This is a genomic window from Anaerolineales bacterium, assembly GCA_030583885.1.
GTDB lineage: Bacteria > Chloroflexota > Anaerolineae > Anaerolineales > Villigracilaceae > Villigracilis.
In genome coordinates, this window is sequence record CP129480.1 from 3,223,861 (window position 1) to 3,244,724 (window position 20,864).

Genomic DNA, 20,864 nt, shown 5'->3' on the forward strand with positions numbered 1-20,864 from the left:
CATGTCAGTCCAAAGCACTGAAACACCAATTTTTGACCCACACTACAAAACACTCTACCGTTTTGGCGGCATTGCCGGCATCCTGATTGCCGTTTTCGTGGTCTTGGCAATCGGCGCTTACTTTATCTGGCCTTACACGGCCAACGAGACAACGATTGAAGCCCTCTTCGGCTTGCTGCAAACCGACCGCCTGGGCGCGCTCATCTCGCTCGATGTTTCGATGCTTGTGATTGGCCCGGTCAGTCTGCTGTTGTACCTGGCTTTGTATGCTGCCCTGCGCCAGGTGGACAAATCGCTGGCCCTGATTGCCCTGGCGCTGAACCTGTTGGGGGTTGGCCTGATTATTGTCTGTCGTCCGCTGGTCGAACTGGTGATGCTCAGCAATCAATATGCCATTGCAACAGATGCTGCCGAAAAAATGCGTTTGCTGGCTGCCGGCGAAGTGCTGCGCGTTCAGTTGGATGGTAGCGCCTGGGTCATGCAAACGGCTTTCTTGATGCTGGCCGGGCTGCTCAACAGCCTGCTGATGTTGCGCTCTCGTTTCTTCAGCAAGGCTACGGCCTGGCTCGGCATTGTCATCAGCGCTGCCGGGCTGGGATTCTTCCTGCCCGAAATTGGGCTGCTTTTCCTCTTTTTCAATACCATTGGTACGATTCCCTGGTGTTTGCTGATGGCGCGTTATTTGTTCAAAATCGCCCAAATTGCCTCGAAACCTGCCTGAAGAGTCATATTTTGTTCTGCAAAGGCTAAGGTCGCCAGTGGCTTGCAAGGGATGATGAAACTGAGAAAATCTGGCTTATCAAAAAGGAAATGACATGCGCGAAACCAACTTCAACTGGAAAAATCTCTATACAATCGGCGGGATTGCCGTCCTGGTGAACCTGGTATTGATGCTGGCCTCGGTAGTAGGATACATCCGTTGGCCGTATGCAGCCGGGGTCACTCCGACGCAAGAAATCTACACCCTGGTTCAAACCAATATTTGGGCGGCTTTCATCGCTCTCGACCTGGGAGTCTCGATTACCAATCTGGTTTCGATATTCATCTACCTGGCGCTGTACGTTGCGCTCAAGCGGGTGGATGAGACGTATGCCCTGATTGCCCTGACCCTCGGATTGGTTGCGGTGACTGCCATGATCGCCGCCCGTCCGATTTTCGAGATATTCACGCTCGGCGAGTTATATGCTTCCGCCCAAGCAGAGATGGACAAAGGGTATTACCTGGTTGCTGGCGAGAGCCTGCTGGCGCAGTTTCATGGCGCAGCCTGGCATATTTCCATGTTCCTCGGCGCTTTGGCCTCCCTGATTTATTCGTTTTTGATGCGGCGCAGCCAATTCTTTGGACGAGCGACTGCCTATATCGGGATCGTCACCTTTTCAATTGGTGCTTTCTTCTGGGTACCTGCTGTGGGCCTGATGTTCCTGTTTTTGAGTATGCTGGGTTCCGTGCCCTGGAGCATCTTGCTGGGGCGAGATTTATTCCATCTGGCAAAAGGACAATGATGTGAACAAAGTTTTTGTCATCCACGATTTTGTTTTTGGTAAACTGCTGCGTGCCGGATAGGTGCAGATGGGTTGAACTGGCAGTTGCCGGGTTATTCTGGATACTCTGGTATTTTCTCCTGGCCCGGGTTTTGTGGAAATTTTTAAAGGAGTAAATGATGAGAAAATCAACCAAAACCGTCGCCACCTGGCTGGGAATTATCGCCGGGATTACCGGTCTCGAACACGGTTGGTTCGAGTTTGTTCAGGGTTGTTGACCATCCATCGTATTGCGCCAGTCGTTTTGGTCGTTGGAATGGGATTGGTTATGCTTTTTATAGAAAACCATGAAAATTATCTGCTTCCCGCATTTCTATTACCTGTCTGAAGTCTCGCGCCTGGTCGAGATGGGACAGGCCCTGCGCCGGTTGGGGCAGGAGGTCGTCTTTTTCAGTCACGGCGGGGGTTATGAATTTGTGGCGCGAGAAGCGGGTTTCGAGGTCGTGGCCGTCGCGCCGACCATGTCGCCGGAGCGGGCCGCCGAGTACATGGCCTTCAACCGCGGCGAAAAGGGCAACCCCTTTCGGGAGAGTTTCTTCACCGACGACGAACTCGCCGCCTATATCGCCGCCGAAGCCGACGCCTTCTGCCAGGCGCGCGCCGACTCCGTCCTGATTGGCTGGAACCTGCCCTCGTATCTCTCCGCGCCGCTGGCGGGGATTCCCATCCTAGTCCAACAACCCGGCCCGTTCACCGCGCCGTTTTTCGACCGCAAGATGGGCGTCTTCCAGCCCTCGTTGTTCGGCGCGGCCCGCCGCCTGCCGCTGAATTGGCTGGTCAACTGGTGGCTGCCGCGTACCAAAATCTGGCTGGGGACCTTCAACCGCATGGCAGAATCGCTGGGATTGCCGCAGTGGAAAAGCACTCTCGACCTGATGGCCGGCGACCTGACCCTAGTGATGGACGCGCCCGAAATCCTGGGCATCCCGGCCGACGAATTAAATGCCTACCGCCCCAGGCATCCGCGCTTCTTCCACCGGTCGCCGGTCTATCGCTACGGCGGCCCGTGCTTTGCCCGCCTGCCGGGAGATGTCCCTGAAGCCATCCGTGCCCACTTTGATACCCCGCGCCCCAAACTGTACTGCGCGATGGGCGTTTCCGGTTCGCCGCGCGTCTTGGGGGAGGTCGTCGAGATTGCGGACGAACTGGAGATTCAATCTGTAATTGCCACCACCACAGTCTTGCCAGGGCGGGATGGGAACGCTTCGGGTCGTGTCCTGCTGACGCCACACGTTCCGGCGCACCTGGTAAACCCATTGGCCGACATCGCCATCACGCACGGCGGGGCCGGGACGGTGCAGACCGCCATCCATTCCGGGACGCCGCTGGTCGGCATCCCCATGCACCTGGAGCAGACCGGCAATCTCTCGCTGGTCACGCGCCAGGGGGCCGGCCTGATGCTTTCGAAATGGGACCTTAACCGACGTTCGCTGGCTCGCGCCCTGGAACGCCTGCTTGCGGATGCCAGCCTGCGCGAGAATATGTTGCGCCTGAAGGCCCTTCAGGATAAGGTAGACGGCTCGGCCATCGCCGCCAGGGAAATCGTCAACTTTTTTGGCGCATCGAGATCAAGAATGGAGCAAATCAAATGATACCCTTTCCGGCAATTTGGTGGTTGTTTCCCGCTGTTGCGCTTGTGTTTACTGCGCTCTCGTTTCTGCTGACCCGCTCGGGCAAACTGGAAAGTGAAACAGTGCGGAAAACCCTGGTTGGGGCAGGAGCCATGCTTGGATTTCTAGGCTTGGCGCTGCCTTTGTTCACTCAACCCACTTTCCAGAGTCCACTTGTGCAATACGGATTTGGTTTGCCGCTGCTCATCCTGGGCTTGTTCGGTCGGGTCTACCCGGCAATTTACCTGCGCCAGAAAGGCACGACCACCACGCTGGACAAAGTAGGCAAACTGGTGGACAGCGGCCCGTATGCCTGGGTGCGGCATCCGCAGTACACTGCCGGATGGGTTATGCTGCTGGGCTGGTTCCTAGCCTGGGGCGCATGGTACGCGCTCGGCTTTATGCCCCTCATAGCAGGGATGATTTATGCGCAGGCTCGGATTGAGGAAAAGTACATTCTGGAAAGGATGTTTGGGGAAGCGTATGCCGCTTATCGGGAACAGGTCGGAATGCTGCTGCCGCGCTTGGACGGGAATGACCCCTTGCGAGTTACGACGGCTTTCCTAGGCATCTACGCCGGGCTGATTGCCATCCAGCACGGCATTTTCGAGATTTTGCAGGGAAACACTGCGCCGGACGGCCTGATTTTCAACGCCATCGGCACGCCCTGCCAGGCGGAGATGGTCTGGCACGCCTGTTTCCCAGCCATGACGCTGATTCCCAACCTGCTCGTTACCGGGATTGCCGCCATGTTGGCCGGTGTGGGGATGACCGTCTGGGCAGCGGCTTTTGTCGGGCGTAGGCGCGGCGGGCGTGTCCTCGGGTTGCTAACCCTGCTGGCGCTGTTGGTCGGCGGCGGCTTCGTGCCGGTCTTTATTGGGATGGCGGCGGCAGTGACAGCGGGCAACCTGGGTTCGCCGGCTAGGCCGGGCGGGGCGGGCTGGCGATTTGTCGCCGCACTCTGGCCCTGGCCGCTGGTCTTGATGGCGCTCTGGCTGCCGGGCAACTGGCTGCTGGGGCATTTCATCGGCGGGACCATGCTTTCGGCGAGCGGACTGCTGTTTTTTGTCTTCGATATTGGCCTGCCGGCGCTGGCGGCGGTATCCGGCTTTGGGCGCGCGAAACGCTGATAGAAGGAAATGCAATGGCTAAAAAATTCGCAACTTCCGGTTATTTTCGCAACGGCCTGCCCTACAACCGGGCAGGTCACGGTCCCAAACCCCTGGTCATCTTCCAGGGCCTGATGTTTGAGAACAAACCGCAATCGGGAATGACTTTCGGCTACGGATTCTTGGAAAAAGACTACACCCTGTATGCTGTATTGCGCAAACCAGGCCTGCCGGGTGGGTGCACATTCAAAGACATGGCCGACGATTACGCCGGGATGATTCGCCAGGAGTTCGACGGTCCCGTGGACGTGATTGGCGTCTCGACCGGTGGTTCCATCGCCCTCCACTTCGCCGCCGACCACTCCGATCTTGTCCGCCGCCTGGTGATTCACTCCAGCGCGCACACCCTGGGCGAAGCAGGCAAGCAGATTCAACTTGACATCGGGCATCTGGCGCAGCAGGGACGGGTTAGGCAAGCCTGGCAGGCCATGATTCGGTTCATTTTACCCAGTACGGGAATCTGGAAGGTGCTCAACCCACCGCTGGCTTGGACGGCGGCTCAGTTGCTGTCCCTAGGCAAGACGCCCGACCTGTCCGACCTGGTTATCACCATCGAAACCGAAGACCAGCACGCCTTCAAAGACCGCCTGTCCGAAATCAAGGCTCCCACCCTAGTCATTGCCGGCACCGACGACCCCTTTTATACCCCGGTCCTGTTCCGCGAGACGGCGGCGGGCATCCCCCATGCGCGATTGGCGCTTTACGAAAACATGCGCCACCCGGCCACTGGGAAGCAGTTCGAGCGCGAGGTGCTGGCATTTTTAAAAGAGGAATAATGCGATGAACATTTTTGCTGGAATCTTTTTCATTCTGCATGCCTTTGTCCATCTGCTTTACGCTGGACAAGCCCTGCGCTTTTTTGAACTGCGTCCCGGCTTGATCTGGCCCGACGGTTCCTGGCTGTTCTCGCGGCTGCTCAGCGACCCGGTTGCCCGCTGGCTGGCTGCCGTTTCTCTGGCGCTGGCGGCGCTCGGATTCTTATCCGCAGGGCTGGGGCTGTTCTTCGGGGCCGGCTGGTGGCGAACCATGACCCTCGGCGCGGCAGGGTTTTCCGTGTTCATTTATCTGCTTTTTTGGGATGGCAAATTCAACGAACTGCCCGACCAGGGTGGGATTGGATTGTTGATCAGCCTGGGGATTTTGGCTGCGGTTTGGGTGATTTGAAAAGGAAACAACCGCAATGAATACTCCTCGCCTGCCCCTGACCCGCGACCTTGCTCTCGCTTCCCGGCTTGCCCTGCTTGTGACGATCCTGATGACCTTGGCCTCGCTGGGCGGCCTGCTTTTCCCAATGGCATCCTACCCCAATGATGACTTGCGCCAATCTTTCCTCGCCAACGATGTCGTCAATCTGGTCATTGGCCTGCCCATCCTGCTCGGCATGTTGTGGTTATTCCGCCGCGGGAACTTATTTGGTCTGCTGGGGCTGCCCGGCGCGTTGTTCTATGTAGCCTACAACTCAATTGCTTATGCAGCCGCCATGCCGCTCACCTTGCCTTTTTTTGCCCACCTAGTGGTGCGTTTGCAAAGTAATTTAACATAGTCCTGTCGATTTTTTCTCAGCCCATTCGCGAAGGTCGCGACGTGTCCATGACCAATTGATGGGGTGAGCCCATAAGCGATTGTATTCGGGCGTGCTGGCATGTAAATGACCAATCAAGTGTTGGCGACTTGTCCAGTTGCCGCGTTGTAAGTACCGAACTTCAAAACACTTCAGAAGAATTTCTGCCTGATTGAGCCAGGAAGAATGTGCTGGAGTAGGAACCACTCGCAGCCAGTCCCCATAACGAGCTTTTAGGAACGAGTTCGTTGCGGCAGAAACATGGCTGGGTCCGCCATCCCAAATCAGATGCACTCGGTTAAAAGAGTGAAAGGGTTGCAGTAGAACAGGTAAAGATTTACAAAGATGCTCGCTGTCGTTTTTCTCTAAACAGCAACTGCGGATTTTGCCGTTGTACAGGTTGAGCAAAGCAAGGAAGTTGACGACACCATGCCGTATATACTCAAACTCATGTCGTTCAATTTGTCCAGTACGCATGAGCTGGGTTGGATGAGAGCGTTGCAAGGCTTGTGTATTGGGCTTCTCATCCAACGCCAAAGCGATTTCATTTTGCGCCTTGAGCGTTTCAATCCTTTCATAGTACCCACAGTACCCGACTGGCTTGCTCCAAAAAGGTTTCACTGAGCGTTGGCGTAATCCAGTAGCGGTGACGATGCGGTTGCAAGTCTGCGTTACGCAAGATCAGCGACACCGTGGAATGTGCAATGCGAGAAACCAAGCCTTGTTGCATGGCGATTTTGGCTAAACTTCGGGTTGACCAGTGCGTCATTTCCAGTCCGACACCCGAAGGCTCACTGCAAGCCAATTGTTCTATGGCTGTCAACCTCCCCAAGTTAGTACCACTCATAAGTAGACAAATCTAGGCATGTTGTTGTGTGAACAGGCGGGGTGGTAAACCCTGTAAGGCCTCGTGCGGACGGATGGTGTTGTAGTCTTCCAACCAACGTTCGGTGATGGTGCGCACCTCCTGGAGATCATCAAACACATAGGCATCCAAAACTTCCTCTCGGAAGGTTCGATTGAAGCGCTCAATGTAGGCATTCTGGGCAGGCTTGCCAGGCTGGATGTGGAGCAATTCGATGTTCTTTTCTTGTGCCCAGTTCTCCAGCCGCTGTGAGATCAGCTCCGCACCATTATCCATGCGAACACGAGTGGGCGTTCCACGCCACAAGAGCAGTTGCTCCAGAACGCGCACAACCCGTTCGGCTGGGAGGGAGGTATCCACTTCGATCCAGAGTGCTTCGCGGTTGAAGTCATCGATCACGTTCAAGGTTCGGAATGGTCTGCCATTGGACAGACTGTCGCTCATGAAATCCAACGACCAAGTCTGGTTCACACGCCCAGGCGCCCCCAGTGGCTGGGCAGTGCGGGCAGGTAATCGTTTCTTCGGTTTTCTTTTCAGGTGCAGCGCCAACGCGCGATACACTCTGCGGATCCGTTTGTGGTTCCAGGCATATCCCTGGTTTCTCAGATAATCGCTCATCTTGCCACAGCCCCAGCGCGGCTGCCTATGTGCTAACTGCTGCAACTCCGTTTCGATCGGTCCATCTGCAGTTCGCTTAGCCTGGTAGCGATACGCACAACGACTCACCTGAATTGTGCGGCACGCCCGTCGTTCACTCAGTCCAAACTCCGCAATAGCATATCCAGCCAGTTTCCGTCGTTCTTCTATTAGACCTCTTGCATAAGTGTGCCATAATAGGCACATGAACTATAAGACAATCGCACATCTCAAAGGTAGTGACTTCAAACGGCTAACTGGCGTCCAGCGCGAAACCTTCGAGCAGATGCTCACAGTCATTGAGAAAGGGCTGCGAGACTTCGGGAGACCGCCAAAACTGAGCCGAGCCGATCAGTTGTTGATGACCTTGATGTACTGGCGAGAATATCGCACAGAATTTCATATTGCGCAATCCTATGGTGTCAGTGAAGCAACCGTTTGCCGCACCATTCGCAAGGTAGAGGAGGCCTTAGTCCGTTCAAAAAAGTTTCGTTTGCCTGGCAAAAAGGCACTCCAAGCCAGTGACACGGTGTTCGAGGTAGTGCTGGTTGATGTCAGCGAACAGCCAGTGGAACGTCCAAAAAAAGCCAAAAACGGCATTACAGTGGCAAAAAGAAGCGTCACACCCAAAAAGCGCAGGTGATGGCTGATCGAAAAAGTACCCAAATCATAACCACCGCCTTTAGTCATGGAAGCAAACACGACTTCCAACTGTTCAAAGACGATGCCTGTGAGTTCTCTGAACATCTGCGTATTCTGGCAGATGCGGGCTATCAAGGATTGATGGAGTTTCATCAGAACAGTCAAACACCCTTCAAGAAATCCAAATACCATGCTCTGACGAAACGAGAGAAACAGAGCAATCGAAGCTTGGCACGGAAACGGATTGTGATTGAGCATATATTCCGTAAGTTGAAAGTGTTTCGCATTTTGAGCGAGAGGTATCGCAATCGTAGAAAGAGATTTGCTTTGCGCTTCAACCTGATTGCTGCTATTTACAACCTTGAACTCAACTCAATTTGACTTTTGCAAGAGGTCTATTTTGAGAGTTTTTTTTCGATGATATCTTTCAGCACTTCATGTTCCAGGCTCAGGTTCGCATACATCTGCTTCAAGCGGCGGTTTTCCTCTTCCAACTCCTTCATCCTCTTCACTTCACTGATACTCATCCCGCCATATTTGGCTTTCCATTTGTAAAAGGACGCTTTGCTGAACCCGTGCTGGCGGCTCAGATCTTCTACCGACACTCCGGCTTCTGCTTCTTTCAAGATATTTACGATCTGACTTTCCGAAAACTTCGACTTCTTCATGACATGCTCTCCTTACTCTATTTTGCCACGAGTTGTCTACTTTTCTCTGGTACTATTTTAGGGGAGGGTTACCCATACAATTTCTCCCAGACCTGTGTTTCTGCTTGTTTGGCGCTCACGGACTTGGGACAGTCTGGCGGTCTGAGTTCCTTATGAGGTTGCGGACAGAAATAGGTCCCTATGGGAGTTTTACGCTCCACCCACTCGCCCTTGCGACTATTGCGGTGGGTTGCGGTGCGTGCCCGCCAGGTCAGTTTACAGGCACATTTCAGGTGCCCGGATAGCAGGTAGTCATTTTGCCTGCGGTGTTTTGGGTAGGTTTTGTTTTCTTCTCGCATCTTCACAAACAATTCATAGGTGGATATATCGAGGATGGGTGTAACAGGGATTTGGAAAGTCTGCCCTGCACGGGAATAGGTTTTGAAGCCATAGGCATACTCTTTGGCGGATTTGAGTATAGCCTGAATGCTGGACCGGGACCATTGGATGTGTCGGGGAATGCTGCTCCCCTTTTGTGGAGCATTGCCAGCGATCAGGTATTTTCGTATTTGATTGAGGGGAGTTTTTTGGATGTACCATGCGAAGATATTCCGAACCCATTTCGCTTCTTCTTCGACAAGGTGGATGGTTTCACCTATGCGAATATAACCGTAACGATCTTGTCCCGTGTTTGCTTTTCCCGCTTTCAGCCGCGCTTTGACTCCCATTTCCATCCGCTCTTTCATCCCATCCAATTCCATTTGGGCTACCCAGGCACGAATTGGAGCGATCTTGGGATCGAAGGTTTCTCTTGCGAGCAGGATTTCGATCTTGTATTCTTGGACGGTTTCCAAGACTGTCAACATGGATCGTATCCCGCGATATAGTCTGTCTTCGCGCCAGGCGAGGATGACATCGAATTTGTCCCTAGACGCATCTTTGAGCATGGTTTGTAAGGCGGGGCGATCTGAACGACTGCCAGAAGGTTCGACTAACCTGTTCCCCACTCGATATTTTTCTACTTCCCGATAAACATGAACCACTTGTAATTCTTTTTGTTTTGCCAGCGTTTGGCAATCACTTTCTTGCTCACTGGGACTGGATTTTTCGCTCTGTGTTTCTGATGATGTACGGATATAGATCACTGCTCGGCGAGACATTTTTGATTCCTTGGTAATCTATGATGCTTTTTATTCTATGCTCCAACACTTCCTTTATATATTTTCAGTAGATCACGAAAGCACAAAACATGATTGATGTTGAATGACCTCAGTCGCACCCCAGAAGCGTTCAATGGCACGACTGAGCAGGAAAGCGACACGGCGCAAAGAAAGCCAGAAGCGATTGAAAGATTCTAACGGTGTTTTAAGCGCGGAGGCCAGATTCTGGCGCAAGGCAATGTACAGATTGAACAAGACAAAAGCCAAACCAACCAGCAGCAAGCGGATGACAGGATTACGGGTGGAAGTTCGAGCGCGCACCTGGTTCATTTGTCGGTAGCTCGACTCAATGCCGAAGCGTTGACGATAAAGTTCAAACACCTGGGCAGGCAAAATGCCAGAGGGCAATCCGGAGACGGCGTACGCAAACCACTTGCTCTTGTGTCGTCCATAGCGTCCTTTGGAATAGCGCTGGACGACCACCGCCTGCACTGTATATATGCCATATTTTGGGCTGTTAAAGGTGTAGGTGGTGACACGTGATTTACCTTGAAACAAAGTCCGCACACCGCCCGACTTGCCACGCACGGGAATGGGCGTTACGAAACTGACCTTGTGTTGGTCCAGAACCTTGAAAACCGGCTTGGAGCAGAAACCTTTGTCCAAAAACACCCGTCGAATGCGAAATTTGAGTGTTTTCAGGCGTTTCAGCAGCCAGCGGACGATGTCGGCCATATCCTCGCCATGTTCGATGAAGCGCAACGCCACAACGTAGCGCCGATGGTCCCGCACAATCGAAACCGTGGCGTAACCATGAAAATGGGTTGTCCCAGACTTGGGTGCACTGCGTACGATCTCCTTTCTGTCTTCATACGGCTGACCATGATATGGGATCAGGGTCAGGTCAATCGCCACATTGAAATCGCGTTTGCACTTCCATACACTGGGATGGAGTTGCCGATGAAAGATGCGGTTCAATCGGTTCTGCAAACCGGCTCGGTCTGGCAGCGACTGGGCTAATACTTCTCGCAGACGATTACCCGAAGGCGCATTCTGCAACTCCAGACAAGCCGATTCAATGCTCAAACGATGCACATTGGCGTATGCCAACACATACAGGATATCTTCGGCAGTGATCCGGGTGTTTCGCAATTCCAGCGGCAGGTTCTTGCGAACCACCGTCATGAAGGCATTCAGCACTTGCTCGGAACGAATTGTTCGGGTAATCTTGATTGTGGGCTTGGACATGGTTATGGGTTTCCTTGGTCGGAGCCAAGTTAACCACGTTCAAGCCTTTTCGTGAACTACTGATTTTCAAATTGATCGTCGAATCGCTTTGCCTGTACAATTACGCAATTACATTGCGTAATTGTACAGGCAGCCCTAGCCCGAAGGTCAGAGTTTGATGCGAGCGGCGACATCGTGCTGTGCATGAGTCAGCTTAATTTATCGGAGCGTGCCTATCATCGCCCTATTGGGATTTGACTAGAAGCTATCTCAAAAATGGTAGACTGGGGCTCAAACCCGAACTGGGAGCGAGCCAATGGACATCAAAGACGAACAATGGGCAATTGTCAGACCCCTTCTTCCTAAGCCTGTTAGAAGAGCGGATGGACGCGGCAGGCCGAGGGTCAATGATCGCGAGATCCTAAATGGCATCCTTTGGATTTTGCGAACGGGAGCACGTTGGCAGGATTTGCCAGAGCGCTACCCGCCATACCAGACTTGCCATCGACGCTTTCAAGAGTGGGTGCAGGCGGGGGTCTTCGAAAAGGTGCTGCAGGCTCTGGTGAGAGACGTGAAAGAGCGTGGCAAGCTGGATTTGACAGAGTGTTTCATCGATGGCAGCTTTGTCATCGCAAAAAAGGGGGCCGAGGGGTGGGAAAAACCAAGCGGGGCAAGGGTACAAAGCTCATGGCAGTGGCAGATCGCGCTGGTCTTCCTATCGCCATATCCGTTGAAAGTGCTTCGCCGCATGAAGTCAGACTGGTCGAAAGCACGCTCAAAAGCCGTTTCACCAAGGAGCGTCCGGGAAAACTGATCGGTGACCGAGCGTATGATAGTGACCCACTTGACGAGAGGTTGCGAAAACAAGGCATTGAGCTGATCGCACCTCACAAGACCAACCGCACAAAGCCACGCACCCAAGATGGCAGGCCTCTGCGGCGTTATCGAAACCGTTGGAAGATCGAGCGGTTGTTTGCTTGGCTGCAAAACTTTCGGAGAATACAGACTCGACATGAACGGATCCTTGAAAACTATCTTGCCTTTGTCTTGTTGGGCTGCATGATCATTTTATTCAGATCGTGTTTTTGAGATGACTTCTAATAGTTTGCTGTTATTCCAACCACTCAATCCCATACTTTTGAGAAATTTCCCTGTGCTTCGCGTCGTCTATCGTGCCAGCCTGTAGCGCGGATTCGAGTTCATCGAAGAATAGCTCCATGCCGCTTGGGATTGCCAGTGCCAAAATTCTGAGAGGTACTTTCAGCGGGTTATACAAAGCGTGCGGGATCCATTTTGGCAGATGCGCGATCCCGCCTGCGCTGGCTTCCAGTTTGTCATTGCCCAGCCTGATCTGAATCGTTCCCTGTAAGACGTATATGATTTCATCTTCATACGAATGGACATGCAGGCGATTCCCGCTTTCGGAATCGAACTCAGATTCAAAGAGGTAATAATCACTACCCGTTTGTTGACTCGTCAACTTATGCGTAACACCGATCAACTTCAAAACTCTGCCTGAGCCAGGCGGTATTAAAATCGGTTTTGGGGTGACAGGCTCCATACTTCCTCTTTGCTTAGCTGTGGTCGAATATTTTTATTTGTGGGCTTGTTCCACATAGTCGCGCAAGCGGGCGAGCCCCCGGTCCATGATCGGCGCTGTCATGGAAAGGTCCATCAGCCTTCCGATCCCTATCAGTAATAAAAATCGCATCAGCTTGCTTGACATTTCATCGGGAACAAATCCGCGGCTAATGGTCACTCGCGTACCATCTGGCGCCTTTTCAAGCTGATAGGTAAAGATCATGCCTGCTGTTCCCATCGACGAATGTTGGGTAACGGATTTGAACTGGAACAAGTGCGGACGCTCCAACGCTATGATGGTGCATTCGTCGTGCATGACATCCTTGCCGATAACGCCGACCGAACGCCAGCGGCTGCCAATTTTCACAGGACCTGCGTATAAAAGCTCCATTTCGGTCATCTCTCCCCAGTTCTTGTGGGAGGCTACGTCGAGCAGGTTATCGTAGACTTGTTCCGGTGTTGCATGAATAACGATACTTCGTTCAAAACTGTAAGCCATGTTAGTCTCCTTTGTTGATGTTTCAACTATACACCTCCCTCAACTTCAGAACTTGACATTTTTCTCCAAAAATTCTCGAAGGGATAGTAATTCGGCTATACTTTGCCTGCCAGCGGAGTAAATTTATATTGAGTCCCACAGCCGTTACCCCCGATCAATTTTCCACGTTTGGTGATCTGGTTAAACACCTTCGCCGACAGGCGCATCTGACTCAGATGGAGCTTGCCATGGCAGTCGGGTATAGCGATGCACAGATCAGCCGTATTGAAAAGAATCAACGGACACCCGACGCGGCAACGATAACGGCTTTATTCGTTCCTGCATTGGGACTCGAAAATGATTCAAAGTGGATGATGCGTTTGCTCGAACTCGCGAAAGACAAGCCCCAACTCCCTTCAGATAATTCCCAAACAAATAGCACGCCGCATAATCTCCCTCATCAATTGACCAGTTTTATCGGGCGCGAAAAGGAAATCGCTGAAGTCACTGACCTGTTAAAAGCTCATCACCTCGTCACCCTCACAGGTCCAGGCGGCACAGGCAAAACTCGCCTCTCGCTTCAGGTCGTATCCGATTTGCTCGCCTTCTTTCCTGATGGAGTCCGGCTGATTGAGTTTGCGTCCATCAGCGAGCCTACCTTGGTCGCATTTGAAGTTACGAATTGGGTTGGGTTGAAAGAGTCGAGCAAATCAGCGCCTTCTGTCACCAAAGTATTGGTCGAATATTTTCGCTCTCGCAAGGCGCTGCTCATTTTCGATAATTGCGAACATCTCATCGAGCCCATCGCGCATCTGGCGGATCTGCTCACGCAGTCATGCAGGGATGTGGTCATTCTCGCCACCAGCCGCGAAACGCTTGGGGTCAAGGGCGAGATCGCCTATGCTGTGCCGCCGCTCAACATTCCCGATTCCAAATCAGACCTCTCTACTTTAATGGACTCCGAATCTGGACGCCTCTTCGTGGAACGCGCCTCGGCTGCCTCTACGAGTTTTTCCTTGACCCAGGCAAATGCTTCAACCATCGCCCAAATCTGCCTCCGGTTAGACGGCATTCCCCTCGCCCTCGAGTTGGCGGCGGCGCGCATCAAAATGATGACGGTAGATGAAATTGTGAAACGGCTCAATGACCGCTTCCAACTGCTGAAAGGCGGCGCACGGACAACAATCCCGCGCCAACAAACCCTACGCTCCATGATCGACTGGAGTTACAACCTGCTCTCGGAGCAGGAGAAGATTCTATTCCGTAGGCTGGCGGTCTTCGTCGGCGGATGGACGCTCGAAGCTGCAGAAGCAGTTTGCGGCGGCGAAGGAAGCGGGGATCCTGAATCCCACCAGATCCTTGATCTGCTGTCGCAACTGGTTAACAAATCGTTGGTGCTTGTCGAAACCAGACAAGCCGAAAGCCGCTACCACTTTTTGGAAACGATCCGTCAATATGCGCTTGAGCAATTGTCTGAAGCCGAAGAAGCCTCCGCGATGCGGGCAAAACATCTGGCGTATTTTGTGAAGCTGGCAGAAGAAGCCGAACCTGAGTTATATCGTTCAGATCAAATCGTCTGGGTGAACAAATTAGACGACGAACTGGATAACCTGCGCCTGGCTTTGGAATGGGCGATTGCTGCCGATGCGAAAGCTGGCATGCGTTTATTGGTTTCGCTGGTTTTGTATTGGAATGCACGCATCAACCCGCAGGAATGTGATGCATGGCTGAATCGCTTATTGGAGCAATACCACGCTGCGGATTCACTGCGCGCTCGGGCGCTGGCATATCGTGGTTTGATACTGACAAATCTTGGAAAATTTAACGAGGCGCGCGCAAGCGTCAATCAAGGTCTGGAATTGTCGCGTAGTATCTCGGATCAGTCTACTGAAGCGTACAGTCTTTATATTTTGGGGGTGAGTTTTTGGCAGCGGGGAGATTTCGAACAAGGGGTTCCGATCATGAAACAGAGTTTGGCATTGTACGAGGCGGTGGGCGACAAACTCGGGCAGGCAACCACCTTGATGCGGTTGGTAGGTTCCTCTGACTATGAAGCCTCGAAAGCCTATATGGTTGAAAGCATACGTCTTCAACGTGAGTTGGGGAATCTTTCAGGGCTTGCCTTTTCCCTGTACTATCTTTCCATCTTTTTGATCTTGCATGGAGATTTTTCCTCGCCGTTACCCATGGCGGAAGAGGCTCTGTCAATTTTTCAACGACTTGGAAACTCCGTAGGGGAGGCAAATGCTTTGACGATCTACGGATATCTTGCATTTTTTCGAAATGAGTATCAGGATTCCATCGCATACGTCAAGAAGGCGATCGAATTAAACGAAAAGAATGGCGATCTCATGCCAGCTCTCTACAATCGCAGAGAATTGGCAATGGGGCTCCTTCACCAGGGCGACATGGAGGAAGCCAAAGAACTGCTACATGATTGCGTCATACAGTTTCAAAAGCTAAATGCATTCGATGGTTTGGCGAAAACCATCGAAACAGTGGCAAGTCTGTTTGTGCGACAAGAAGACCCCGTCCGTGCCGCGTTGTTGATCGCCTGGGCAGGTGACTTGCGCCAAAAGAGTCGTTCGATTATCTGGCCCATGCAAGGGACATTCATTGACGAGATTCTTGCAAAAATCCACACCATGATCGATGAAACGAAATTTGCCGAGCTCTCCACTCAAGGGCGCACGATGACGATGGAAGCAGCAATCGCGCTGGCATTGGAGGGGATACACAAATCATCACTTGCAAATAATGAAATTCCTGCGGGAAAGAAACCAATATAATCACCGGGTTTCATTGCAAACACCATTATTTTTGGCAGGTTTTATCATAGGCGGCAAGCGGAAACGGAAGTCCTCAGCAGGGTGAAGTTAGTTACTTTCTAGTGAAAAAGTTGCCCTACTAAAGAACTGTAAGCGAAAACCGGGCGGGTGTCTGCTCGGTTTGATCTCGTGTTAGCTTTTTGTTCAAAGTGACATATTTCATATCAAATCTGCAAAAGGATATTCCAAATGCGGCATATATCTGGTATACGGGTATAGATTCAGGCCACAAAATTTTGTACCCGCCAAATAGAGAACAAAAAGCCAAAAACGAATGAACACCCCTACGTATAGGGGTGTTTTCGTTCATCAATACGATAACTTGAAATTCACCCAATATAACGCGCAATAACTTCGCCCATTGTTTTTTCCTCCATTATCTTCTCAAGATCGACGCCACCCAGTCTTCGGTGCGCCCTTCCAGCGTGCGGATGTCTTCGGCGCTCAGTGAGAGTCCCATCGTTTGGTTCAGAAATTGCGCGGCTTTTTCTTCGGTGAAGCGCAAGTCATCGGCGCGGATCTCGGTCAACTGTCCGCGCACGCGCCATCGTCCCAGCGGGAGCAGCGGGTCGGCGCGGCTGATGAAGACGAGATGGATGTTGTTGGGAAGATGGTCGATCAGGTAGGCAAGCACGTCGTGAATGGGCTGCTGCGTGATATGGTGATAATCGTCCAAGATCAGGACGACGCTTTTGCTGACAAATTCTGAGAGGTCGTTGATGAGTGCGGCGGTCAGTTCGCGTGGGTTGGAGGGACCAGCCGCCAGCAGGGGATCAAGCGCTGGGACAGGATCAGGCTCAAGCGGGCGCAATGAGGCAGCAATATAAGTAAAAAAGCGACCCGGCTCATTGTCGTCTTCATCCAATGAGTACCAAGCCACTTTTATGTCTGGTCTATTTGAAAGCCACGCAGAGAGCAACGTCGTTTTTCCAAACCCTGGCGGCGCAGCAACAATGGTGATCGGTGTGTTCAAGAGCTTGTCGAGTCTGGCTGCCAGATCATCACGCTCAACAAGATTCACAGATGTTTGCGGCGGAAACAGCTTTGTGGTCAGGGTCTGTATAACCATACAGCAAAAGTATATCAACGAATATTGATTTACATATCCTCATTCATCCGCGTGAACAGATACGCTTCGATGCTCGGACCATTCGGATTATTCAGCACATTATCCACCCAGGCTTGACGTTCGAAGCCGAGCAGCGCCGCGTCCCACACGCAGGCGGTCAGACCTGTGTGAGTCTTGTATTCGAGTTTTTCCACTTCCTCCTTCGGAGAGACGAAGACGTGATGATGCAGTTCGTTCTCGTCCGCCCAGAAATCCACGAAGGCGAAGATCGCGCCGCGCCCGTCGTTGACGCCGATAAAGCCGACGTTGTAATGCGGTTTGTCGCGCGCGACCTTCTGCAAGTGCTTCCACAAAACGGACTTCGATGCTTCCACCACATGCGGACGCGCAAGCGGCATCCGATAGGCAAGGCTGTACACTTTCAAGCGCCAGCCATCCTTTTCCCACAACTCCAAAAAGCGGATCGGACGTTTTTGATACGGCTCAACCAACTTGAACATGGCTCATCTCCTATTTTTTGATGGATAAAGAATCCTTATATCGAATTTTACCCATCATTTCCAAAATGGATTCGGTAACGATCTCAGGCTGATCGAACATGACGTTGTGCCCACTTCTTTCCGCGACGATGCGCCTGCCTCGAGTTGACAGCGATACAATCTCCGCCTGAAGTTTTTGCCACGCGGCTTCGTACTCGTCGCGCACCTGTTGACCCAATGATGGTGGAACGGCATTTGCATCCAATTGCCCATGACTGATGACGGTCAGAGGCAGGTCGCCAAGCGTGGACACAGGCTGGGTCTGCGCCGCGTAAACGCTTTCAGATTCAGCGACCAACGCTTCAGCATGGCTATTGCTGGATGCCATCACACCTTGCATTTGTGCGACTACTTCTTTCGAGAGTTTGCCGTTGTCTCCAATTGCGATCAGGCTGGGCTTGAGGGCAAAGATGCCGAGTGTACCCATCAACTTCATTACGCCCATCATGCCTTTCATCGAGTTTGCCATTTTCACCATCGCTTCAGGGAAGTGTTTCATCTGCTGTTCGTGAGCGGAATCCACCATCACAAGCCCAGCGACTTCACCCGGATATTTCGCCGCGAACTGACGGGCGACAGGTCCACCGAGGGAGTGACCGACGAGGATGTATGGGGCAGGGATGTTTGCATTGACCAGCATCGTGTGTAATTCCACCGCCATCGTGAACGCATCACGCGGGTAGGGGCTGGGGTCGCTCCAGCCGAGACCTGCGCGGTCATAGGTGACGACCCGCGTGGCTTTGGCAATGGCAGGGCGGACGAGTTCCCATGAGAGTCCGATCCCGCCTGCGCCTGAGTCGAGGATGACGGTGGGAGTCCCTTCGCCTTCGACGTGCATGTGGAGGCGGTAACCGCCAATGTCCACCATCTGCCCGATGGGCAGATACTGCTTCCTGAGGCGGGCTTTGGCACGAGATGCTAGGGCGAGGAAAATGCCGATCGAAACAGCGAGCAGGCTCAAGGTCCAGAAAAGAGGCGAGAGGTTCATGTCAATCTCCAATCTGCGCGGCAGGTTCCATCGCGTGGACAGTTGGATTTAGAGTCATCAAAATTCCAAGCAGGGCGACGATCCCACCAGAGACGGTGAGCAACAGAGTCACATCCACACGGCTGAGAGCACCAGAGAGCGCCATCGAGACGGGGAAGAGACCTGTGCTGGAGAACATGAGCAACGACATCAGGCGACCGATGAAGGCTCTAGGAGCACGACTTTGCACCCAGGTGGTGAAGAAGACGTTGATATACCCATTGACTGAGCCAAGCGTGAGTCCAATGACTGCTGCGATGAGGGTGGATGACGAGACGCCAAGGAGGGCGAGTCCGATGCCCATCACACTAACGAGACTGAGGAGCACTGTACCCATGCGCTTCGGATTCGGGCGAGGTAATATGCCAGCCAGCGCTATCCCAATGAGCGAGCCCGCTCCCCAAGTGGAGAGGATGGTTCCGTAGGCAACCGCCCCTTCGGGAAAGCGCGTGTTTGCGAGGATGGGCACGCCGATGTTGAAGGGCCCGTTGAAAAAGAAGGTGACCGCTGCGACTACGAAGAAGAAAGCACGCAGGGGAACATCATTCCAGACGAAGTTCAGGCCTAAGCGGATGGATTCGAGGATGTTCTCGCTGGTTTCGCGCGATTCGTTCTGCGGGGTTCTGATAAACACCAGCGTGACAAGCGAGGCAAGGAAGGTCAGCGCATCAAGACCGAACGCTGCGGCAATGCCTTTCATATCTGCCGTAGCAGAACGACCATCTCCCAACACTGCGATTAACACACCTGCCAGTACAGGACCTGCCAGCATGGCAAGCATCATCATGCCGTGGATAAGAGAGTTGGCAACCTGGAGGTTTTCTTTCTTCACCAGTTGCGGCGTCATCGAACTCTGCGCGGGATAGAAGAACGCATCTGCCACGCCAAATAGAATGGCAAGAGTATATAACATCCACAGTTGGACATTGTTCGTGAAGACCAATCCTGCGAGCAGGGAAACGAACATAAAACGCGCCGCATTTGACGCCAGCATAAGCGAGCGCGGCGAGAAGCGGTCAGTAAGGGCGCCGCCGACCAGCATCAACAACGCGCGGGGAATCGCCGAGAGGGCCAGCACGGTTCCCATCGCAAGTGAGTCGCCTGTCAATTGCAAGACGAGCCACGGCAGGGCGATCATGTAGAAGTGGTCGCCAAGCACAGATATGCCTTCGCCGACCCACAGCAGGCGGAAGTTATAGTTGCCAATCACTTCGCGGAACGGATTGGTTTTGGTTTCAGTTTGAATCATTGTGTTCATCTCCTTCTTCTGACAATAAATTGGTAATGATTGATGCAATGGCAGCGGGTGCGATGCCTTTGATCAGAACCGCCTCTGCATGTGTGATCAGCACATCCCTTCCTGAAACATCATCCACGAGCAAAACGCGTCTCGTGCCAGGCGAAAGTGAACGGAACGTTTCCAGCGCGGATATTGGGTCTTTGCCAAGCAAGGTTTCGTCGAGCAGGACGATTTTGGGTCGGTGTTCTTCGGTGAGGGTGTGGGCGTCAGGCAGATCCTTGGCGGCTTGGACGCGTGAGATGTGCGGAAGCGATCCGAGCAATGCGCCGAGCCCTTGTTGTAAAACATCCGAACGGGTGACGATAAGGATTTCGATGTGTTTGTCCATGTTTCAAGAATACCTTTTCCAACAGGCTGGCGCATCGGCGGGGAGGCGGATTTGAGGTACGTCAAATGACGTATTCGAGAACGAAGCCTCCGTCATGTGCAGCTCGGAGGCTTCGTTCAGCGGCTCAGGTTATTGCACGGCTTCGGGCAAAACGCCTTCGATCAGTCTGCCGTCGTTCTCGAAACTGAAATTGAATTTGATCCTGCCGTTCTCGAAGGTGCAGACCGCCGCCCAGCGGACGTAGCCCTGCGTCTTGCCAGGCTCGAGGGTCACGGACTCGATGGACACGAATTGACCGTATTGGGCGGTCACCTGACTGCGGTAATCCAGAAAGGCTTTCTCGGGGATGGCGTTCTTCATCGTGTCGGACCAATCTCGGCTCCAGGCGGGGTAGTCGCCGTCCGCAAGTCCCTGCATGGCGTTTTCCACGATGGCTGCGGCTTCTTCCTGACTCAGAACGGATGTCGCTTCGCCCTCTGGCGCTGAACCTCCGCACGCGGATGCCAGCACGGCGACGATCAATAAGACGAACAGGGTGGTGAATTTGGTTTTCATGATTCATTCTCCTTTTGAATTTGAATTGCTGCCATGAGTGTACGGTTTTCCCTTCCTTTCCACATCGGCGGAGTGACGTGAAACGGGTAAAACAAAAGACC

Annotated in this window: 22 protein-coding genes and 1 pseudogene; 10 read left to right on the forward strand and 13 right to left on the reverse strand. The window is 52.9% G+C overall.

Going from position 1 to position 20,864, the window contains the following annotated elements; all coding sequences use genetic code 11:
- Window position 1 precedes the first annotated feature (1 nt).
- From QY332_16105 to QY332_16135, 7 genes are all read left to right on the forward strand, one after another.
- On the forward strand, window positions 2-721 hold the full coding sequence (locus QY332_16105; protein ID WKZ35138.1) for a DUF4386 family protein: 720 nt from the start codon (window positions 2-4) through the stop codon (window positions 719-721).
- 94 nt (window positions 722-815) lie between these two features.
- On the forward strand, window positions 816-1,502 hold the full coding sequence (locus tag QY332_16110; protein ID WKZ35139.1) for a DUF4386 family protein: 687 nt from the start codon (window positions 816-818) through the stop codon (window positions 1,500-1,502).
- Between the two features lie 326 nt (window positions 1,503-1,828).
- The gene (locus tag QY332_16115) at window positions 1,829-3,133 is read left to right on the forward strand and encodes a glycosyltransferase (protein WKZ35140.1); all 1,305 of its coding nucleotides are present in this window, start codon (window positions 1,829-1,831) and stop codon (window positions 3,131-3,133) included.
- A complete protein-coding gene (locus QY332_16120) occupies window positions 3,130-4,281 on the forward strand; it encodes an isoprenylcysteine carboxylmethyltransferase family protein (GenBank protein ID WKZ35141.1) in 1,152 nt (383 codons plus the stop codon). Before QY332_16115 ends, QY332_16120 begins: the two co-directional genes overlap by 4 nt.
- 14 nt (window positions 4,282-4,295) lie before the next feature.
- Window positions 4,296-5,096 carry an alpha/beta hydrolase gene (locus QY332_16125; GenBank protein WKZ35142.1) on the forward strand — a complete coding sequence of 267 codons (801 nt, stop codon included), beginning with the start codon at window positions 4,296-4,298 and terminating at the stop codon, window positions 5,094-5,096.
- 4 nt (window positions 5,097-5,100) lie between these two features.
- Entirely contained in the window at window positions 5,101-5,484 is a 384-nt protein-coding gene (locus QY332_16130) for a hypothetical protein (GenBank protein ID WKZ35143.1), read from the forward strand.
- A gap of 16 nt (window positions 5,485-5,500) precedes the next feature.
- On the forward strand, window positions 5,501-5,863 hold the full coding sequence (locus QY332_16135) for a hypothetical protein (protein WKZ35144.1): 363 nt from the start codon (window positions 5,501-5,503) through the stop codon (window positions 5,861-5,863).
- On the opposite strand, the gene QY332_16140 is transcribed toward QY332_16135, so the two are convergent.
- Together QY332_16140 and QY332_16145 are read right to left on the reverse strand one after the other, a co-directional pair.
- On the reverse strand, window positions 5,855-6,502 hold the full coding sequence (locus QY332_16140; GenBank protein WKZ35145.1) for a transposase: 648 nt from the start codon (window positions 6,500-6,502) through the stop codon (window positions 5,855-5,857). The two genes, QY332_16135 and QY332_16140, sit on opposite strands and share 9 nt — an antisense overlap.
- Window positions 6,503-6,740: 238 nt before the next feature.
- The gene (locus QY332_16145) at window positions 6,741-7,589 is read right to left on the reverse strand and encodes an IS3 family transposase (GenBank protein ID WKZ35146.1); all 849 of its coding nucleotides are present in this window, start codon (window positions 7,587-7,589) and stop codon (window positions 6,741-6,743) included.
- Between QY332_16145 and QY332_16150 the strand changes: the two genes are divergently transcribed.
- Window positions 7,588-8,405 (forward strand): IS5 family transposase gene (locus QY332_16150; GenBank protein WKZ35147.1). Its coding sequence is split into 2 segments (ribosomal slippage): window positions 7,588-7,969 and window positions 7,969-8,405, totalling 819 coding nucleotides; the frame shifts between segments, so codons are not numbered across the junction. The genes QY332_16145 and QY332_16150 overlap by 2 nt on opposite strands.
- Before the next feature lie 26 nt (window positions 8,406-8,431).
- Here the strand turns inward: QY332_16150 and QY332_16155 are convergent.
- The 3 genes and pseudogenes from QY332_16155 to QY332_16165 all read right to left on the reverse strand — a co-directional run bounded on the left by QY332_16155 (window position 8,432) and on the right by QY332_16165 (window position 11,079).
- Window positions 8,432-8,692, reverse strand: a pseudogene (locus QY332_16155) (transposase).
- 68 nt (window positions 8,693-8,760) lie between these two features.
- Window positions 8,761-9,831, reverse strand: coding sequence for a recombinase family protein (locus QY332_16160; GenBank protein WKZ35148.1), 1,071 nt, complete (start codon window positions 9,829-9,831; stop codon window positions 8,761-8,763).
- A 72-nt stretch (window positions 9,832-9,903) separates the two neighbouring features.
- On the reverse strand, window positions 9,904-11,079 hold the full coding sequence (locus QY332_16165) for a transposase (protein WKZ35149.1): 1,176 nt from the start codon (window positions 11,077-11,079) through the stop codon (window positions 9,904-9,906).
- Window positions 11,080-11,374: 295 nt separating this feature from the next.
- Here QY332_16165 and QY332_16170 point away from each other — a divergent pair.
- A protein-coding gene (locus QY332_16170) for an IS5 family transposase (GenBank protein WKZ35150.1) occupies window positions 11,375-12,147 on the forward strand; the annotation gives its coding sequence in 2 pieces (ribosomal slippage) (window positions 11,375-11,708 and window positions 11,708-12,147; 774 coding nt in all).
- 22 nt (window positions 12,148-12,169) lie between these two features.
- On the opposite strand, the gene QY332_16175 is transcribed toward QY332_16170, so the two are convergent.
- On the reverse strand, window positions 12,170-12,619 hold the full coding sequence (locus QY332_16175) for a cupin domain-containing protein (protein WKZ35151.1): 450 nt from the start codon (window positions 12,617-12,619) through the stop codon (window positions 12,170-12,172).
- Window positions 12,620-12,652: 33 nt separating this feature from the next.
- Window positions 12,653-13,138: an SRPBCC family protein gene (locus QY332_16180; GenBank protein ID WKZ35152.1), complete on the reverse strand. Its 486-nt coding sequence runs from the start codon at window positions 13,136-13,138 to the stop codon at window positions 12,653-12,655.
- A gap of 128 nt (window positions 13,139-13,266) precedes the next feature.
- Here QY332_16180 and QY332_16185 point away from each other — a divergent pair, with 128 nt between their 5' ends.
- Window positions 13,267-15,906, forward strand: a complete 2,640-nt coding sequence (locus tag QY332_16185; GenBank protein ID WKZ35153.1) for a helix-turn-helix domain-containing protein — start codon at window positions 13,267-13,269, stop codon at window positions 15,904-15,906.
- 415 nt (window positions 15,907-16,321) lie between these two features.
- Here the strand turns inward: QY332_16185 and QY332_16190 are convergent, their stop codons facing one another.
- From QY332_16190 to QY332_16215, 6 genes are all read right to left on the reverse strand, one after another.
- Window positions 16,322-17,014 (reverse strand): hypothetical protein, encoded by a 693-nt coding sequence (locus QY332_16190; protein ID WKZ35154.1) that lies wholly within the window; start codon window positions 17,012-17,014, stop codon window positions 16,322-16,324.
- Window positions 17,015-17,043: 29 nt separating this feature from the next.
- Window positions 17,044-17,514 carry a hypothetical protein gene (locus tag QY332_16195; GenBank protein WKZ35155.1) on the reverse strand — a complete coding sequence of 157 codons (471 nt, stop codon included), beginning with the start codon at window positions 17,512-17,514 and terminating at the stop codon, window positions 17,044-17,046.
- 10 nt (window positions 17,515-17,524) lie between these two features.
- Complete coding sequence (locus tag QY332_16200; protein WKZ35156.1) at window positions 17,525-18,541, reverse strand: alpha/beta hydrolase; 1,017 nt, start codon at window positions 18,539-18,541, stop codon at window positions 17,525-17,527.
- Between the two features lies 1 nt (window position 18,542).
- Complete coding sequence (locus QY332_16205; GenBank protein WKZ35157.1) at window positions 18,543-19,829, reverse strand: MFS transporter; 1,287 nt, start codon at window positions 19,827-19,829, stop codon at window positions 18,543-18,545.
- Window positions 19,816-20,208 (reverse strand): hypothetical protein, encoded by a 393-nt coding sequence (locus tag QY332_16210; protein WKZ35158.1) that lies wholly within the window; start codon window positions 20,206-20,208, stop codon window positions 19,816-19,818. Before QY332_16210 ends, QY332_16205 begins: the two co-directional genes overlap by 14 nt.
- A gap of 129 nt (window positions 20,209-20,337) precedes the next feature.
- A complete protein-coding gene (locus tag QY332_16215) occupies window positions 20,338-20,763 on the reverse strand; it encodes a DUF3887 domain-containing protein (GenBank protein ID WKZ35159.1) in 426 nt (141 codons plus the stop codon).
- Window positions 20,764-20,864 lie beyond the last annotated feature (101 nt).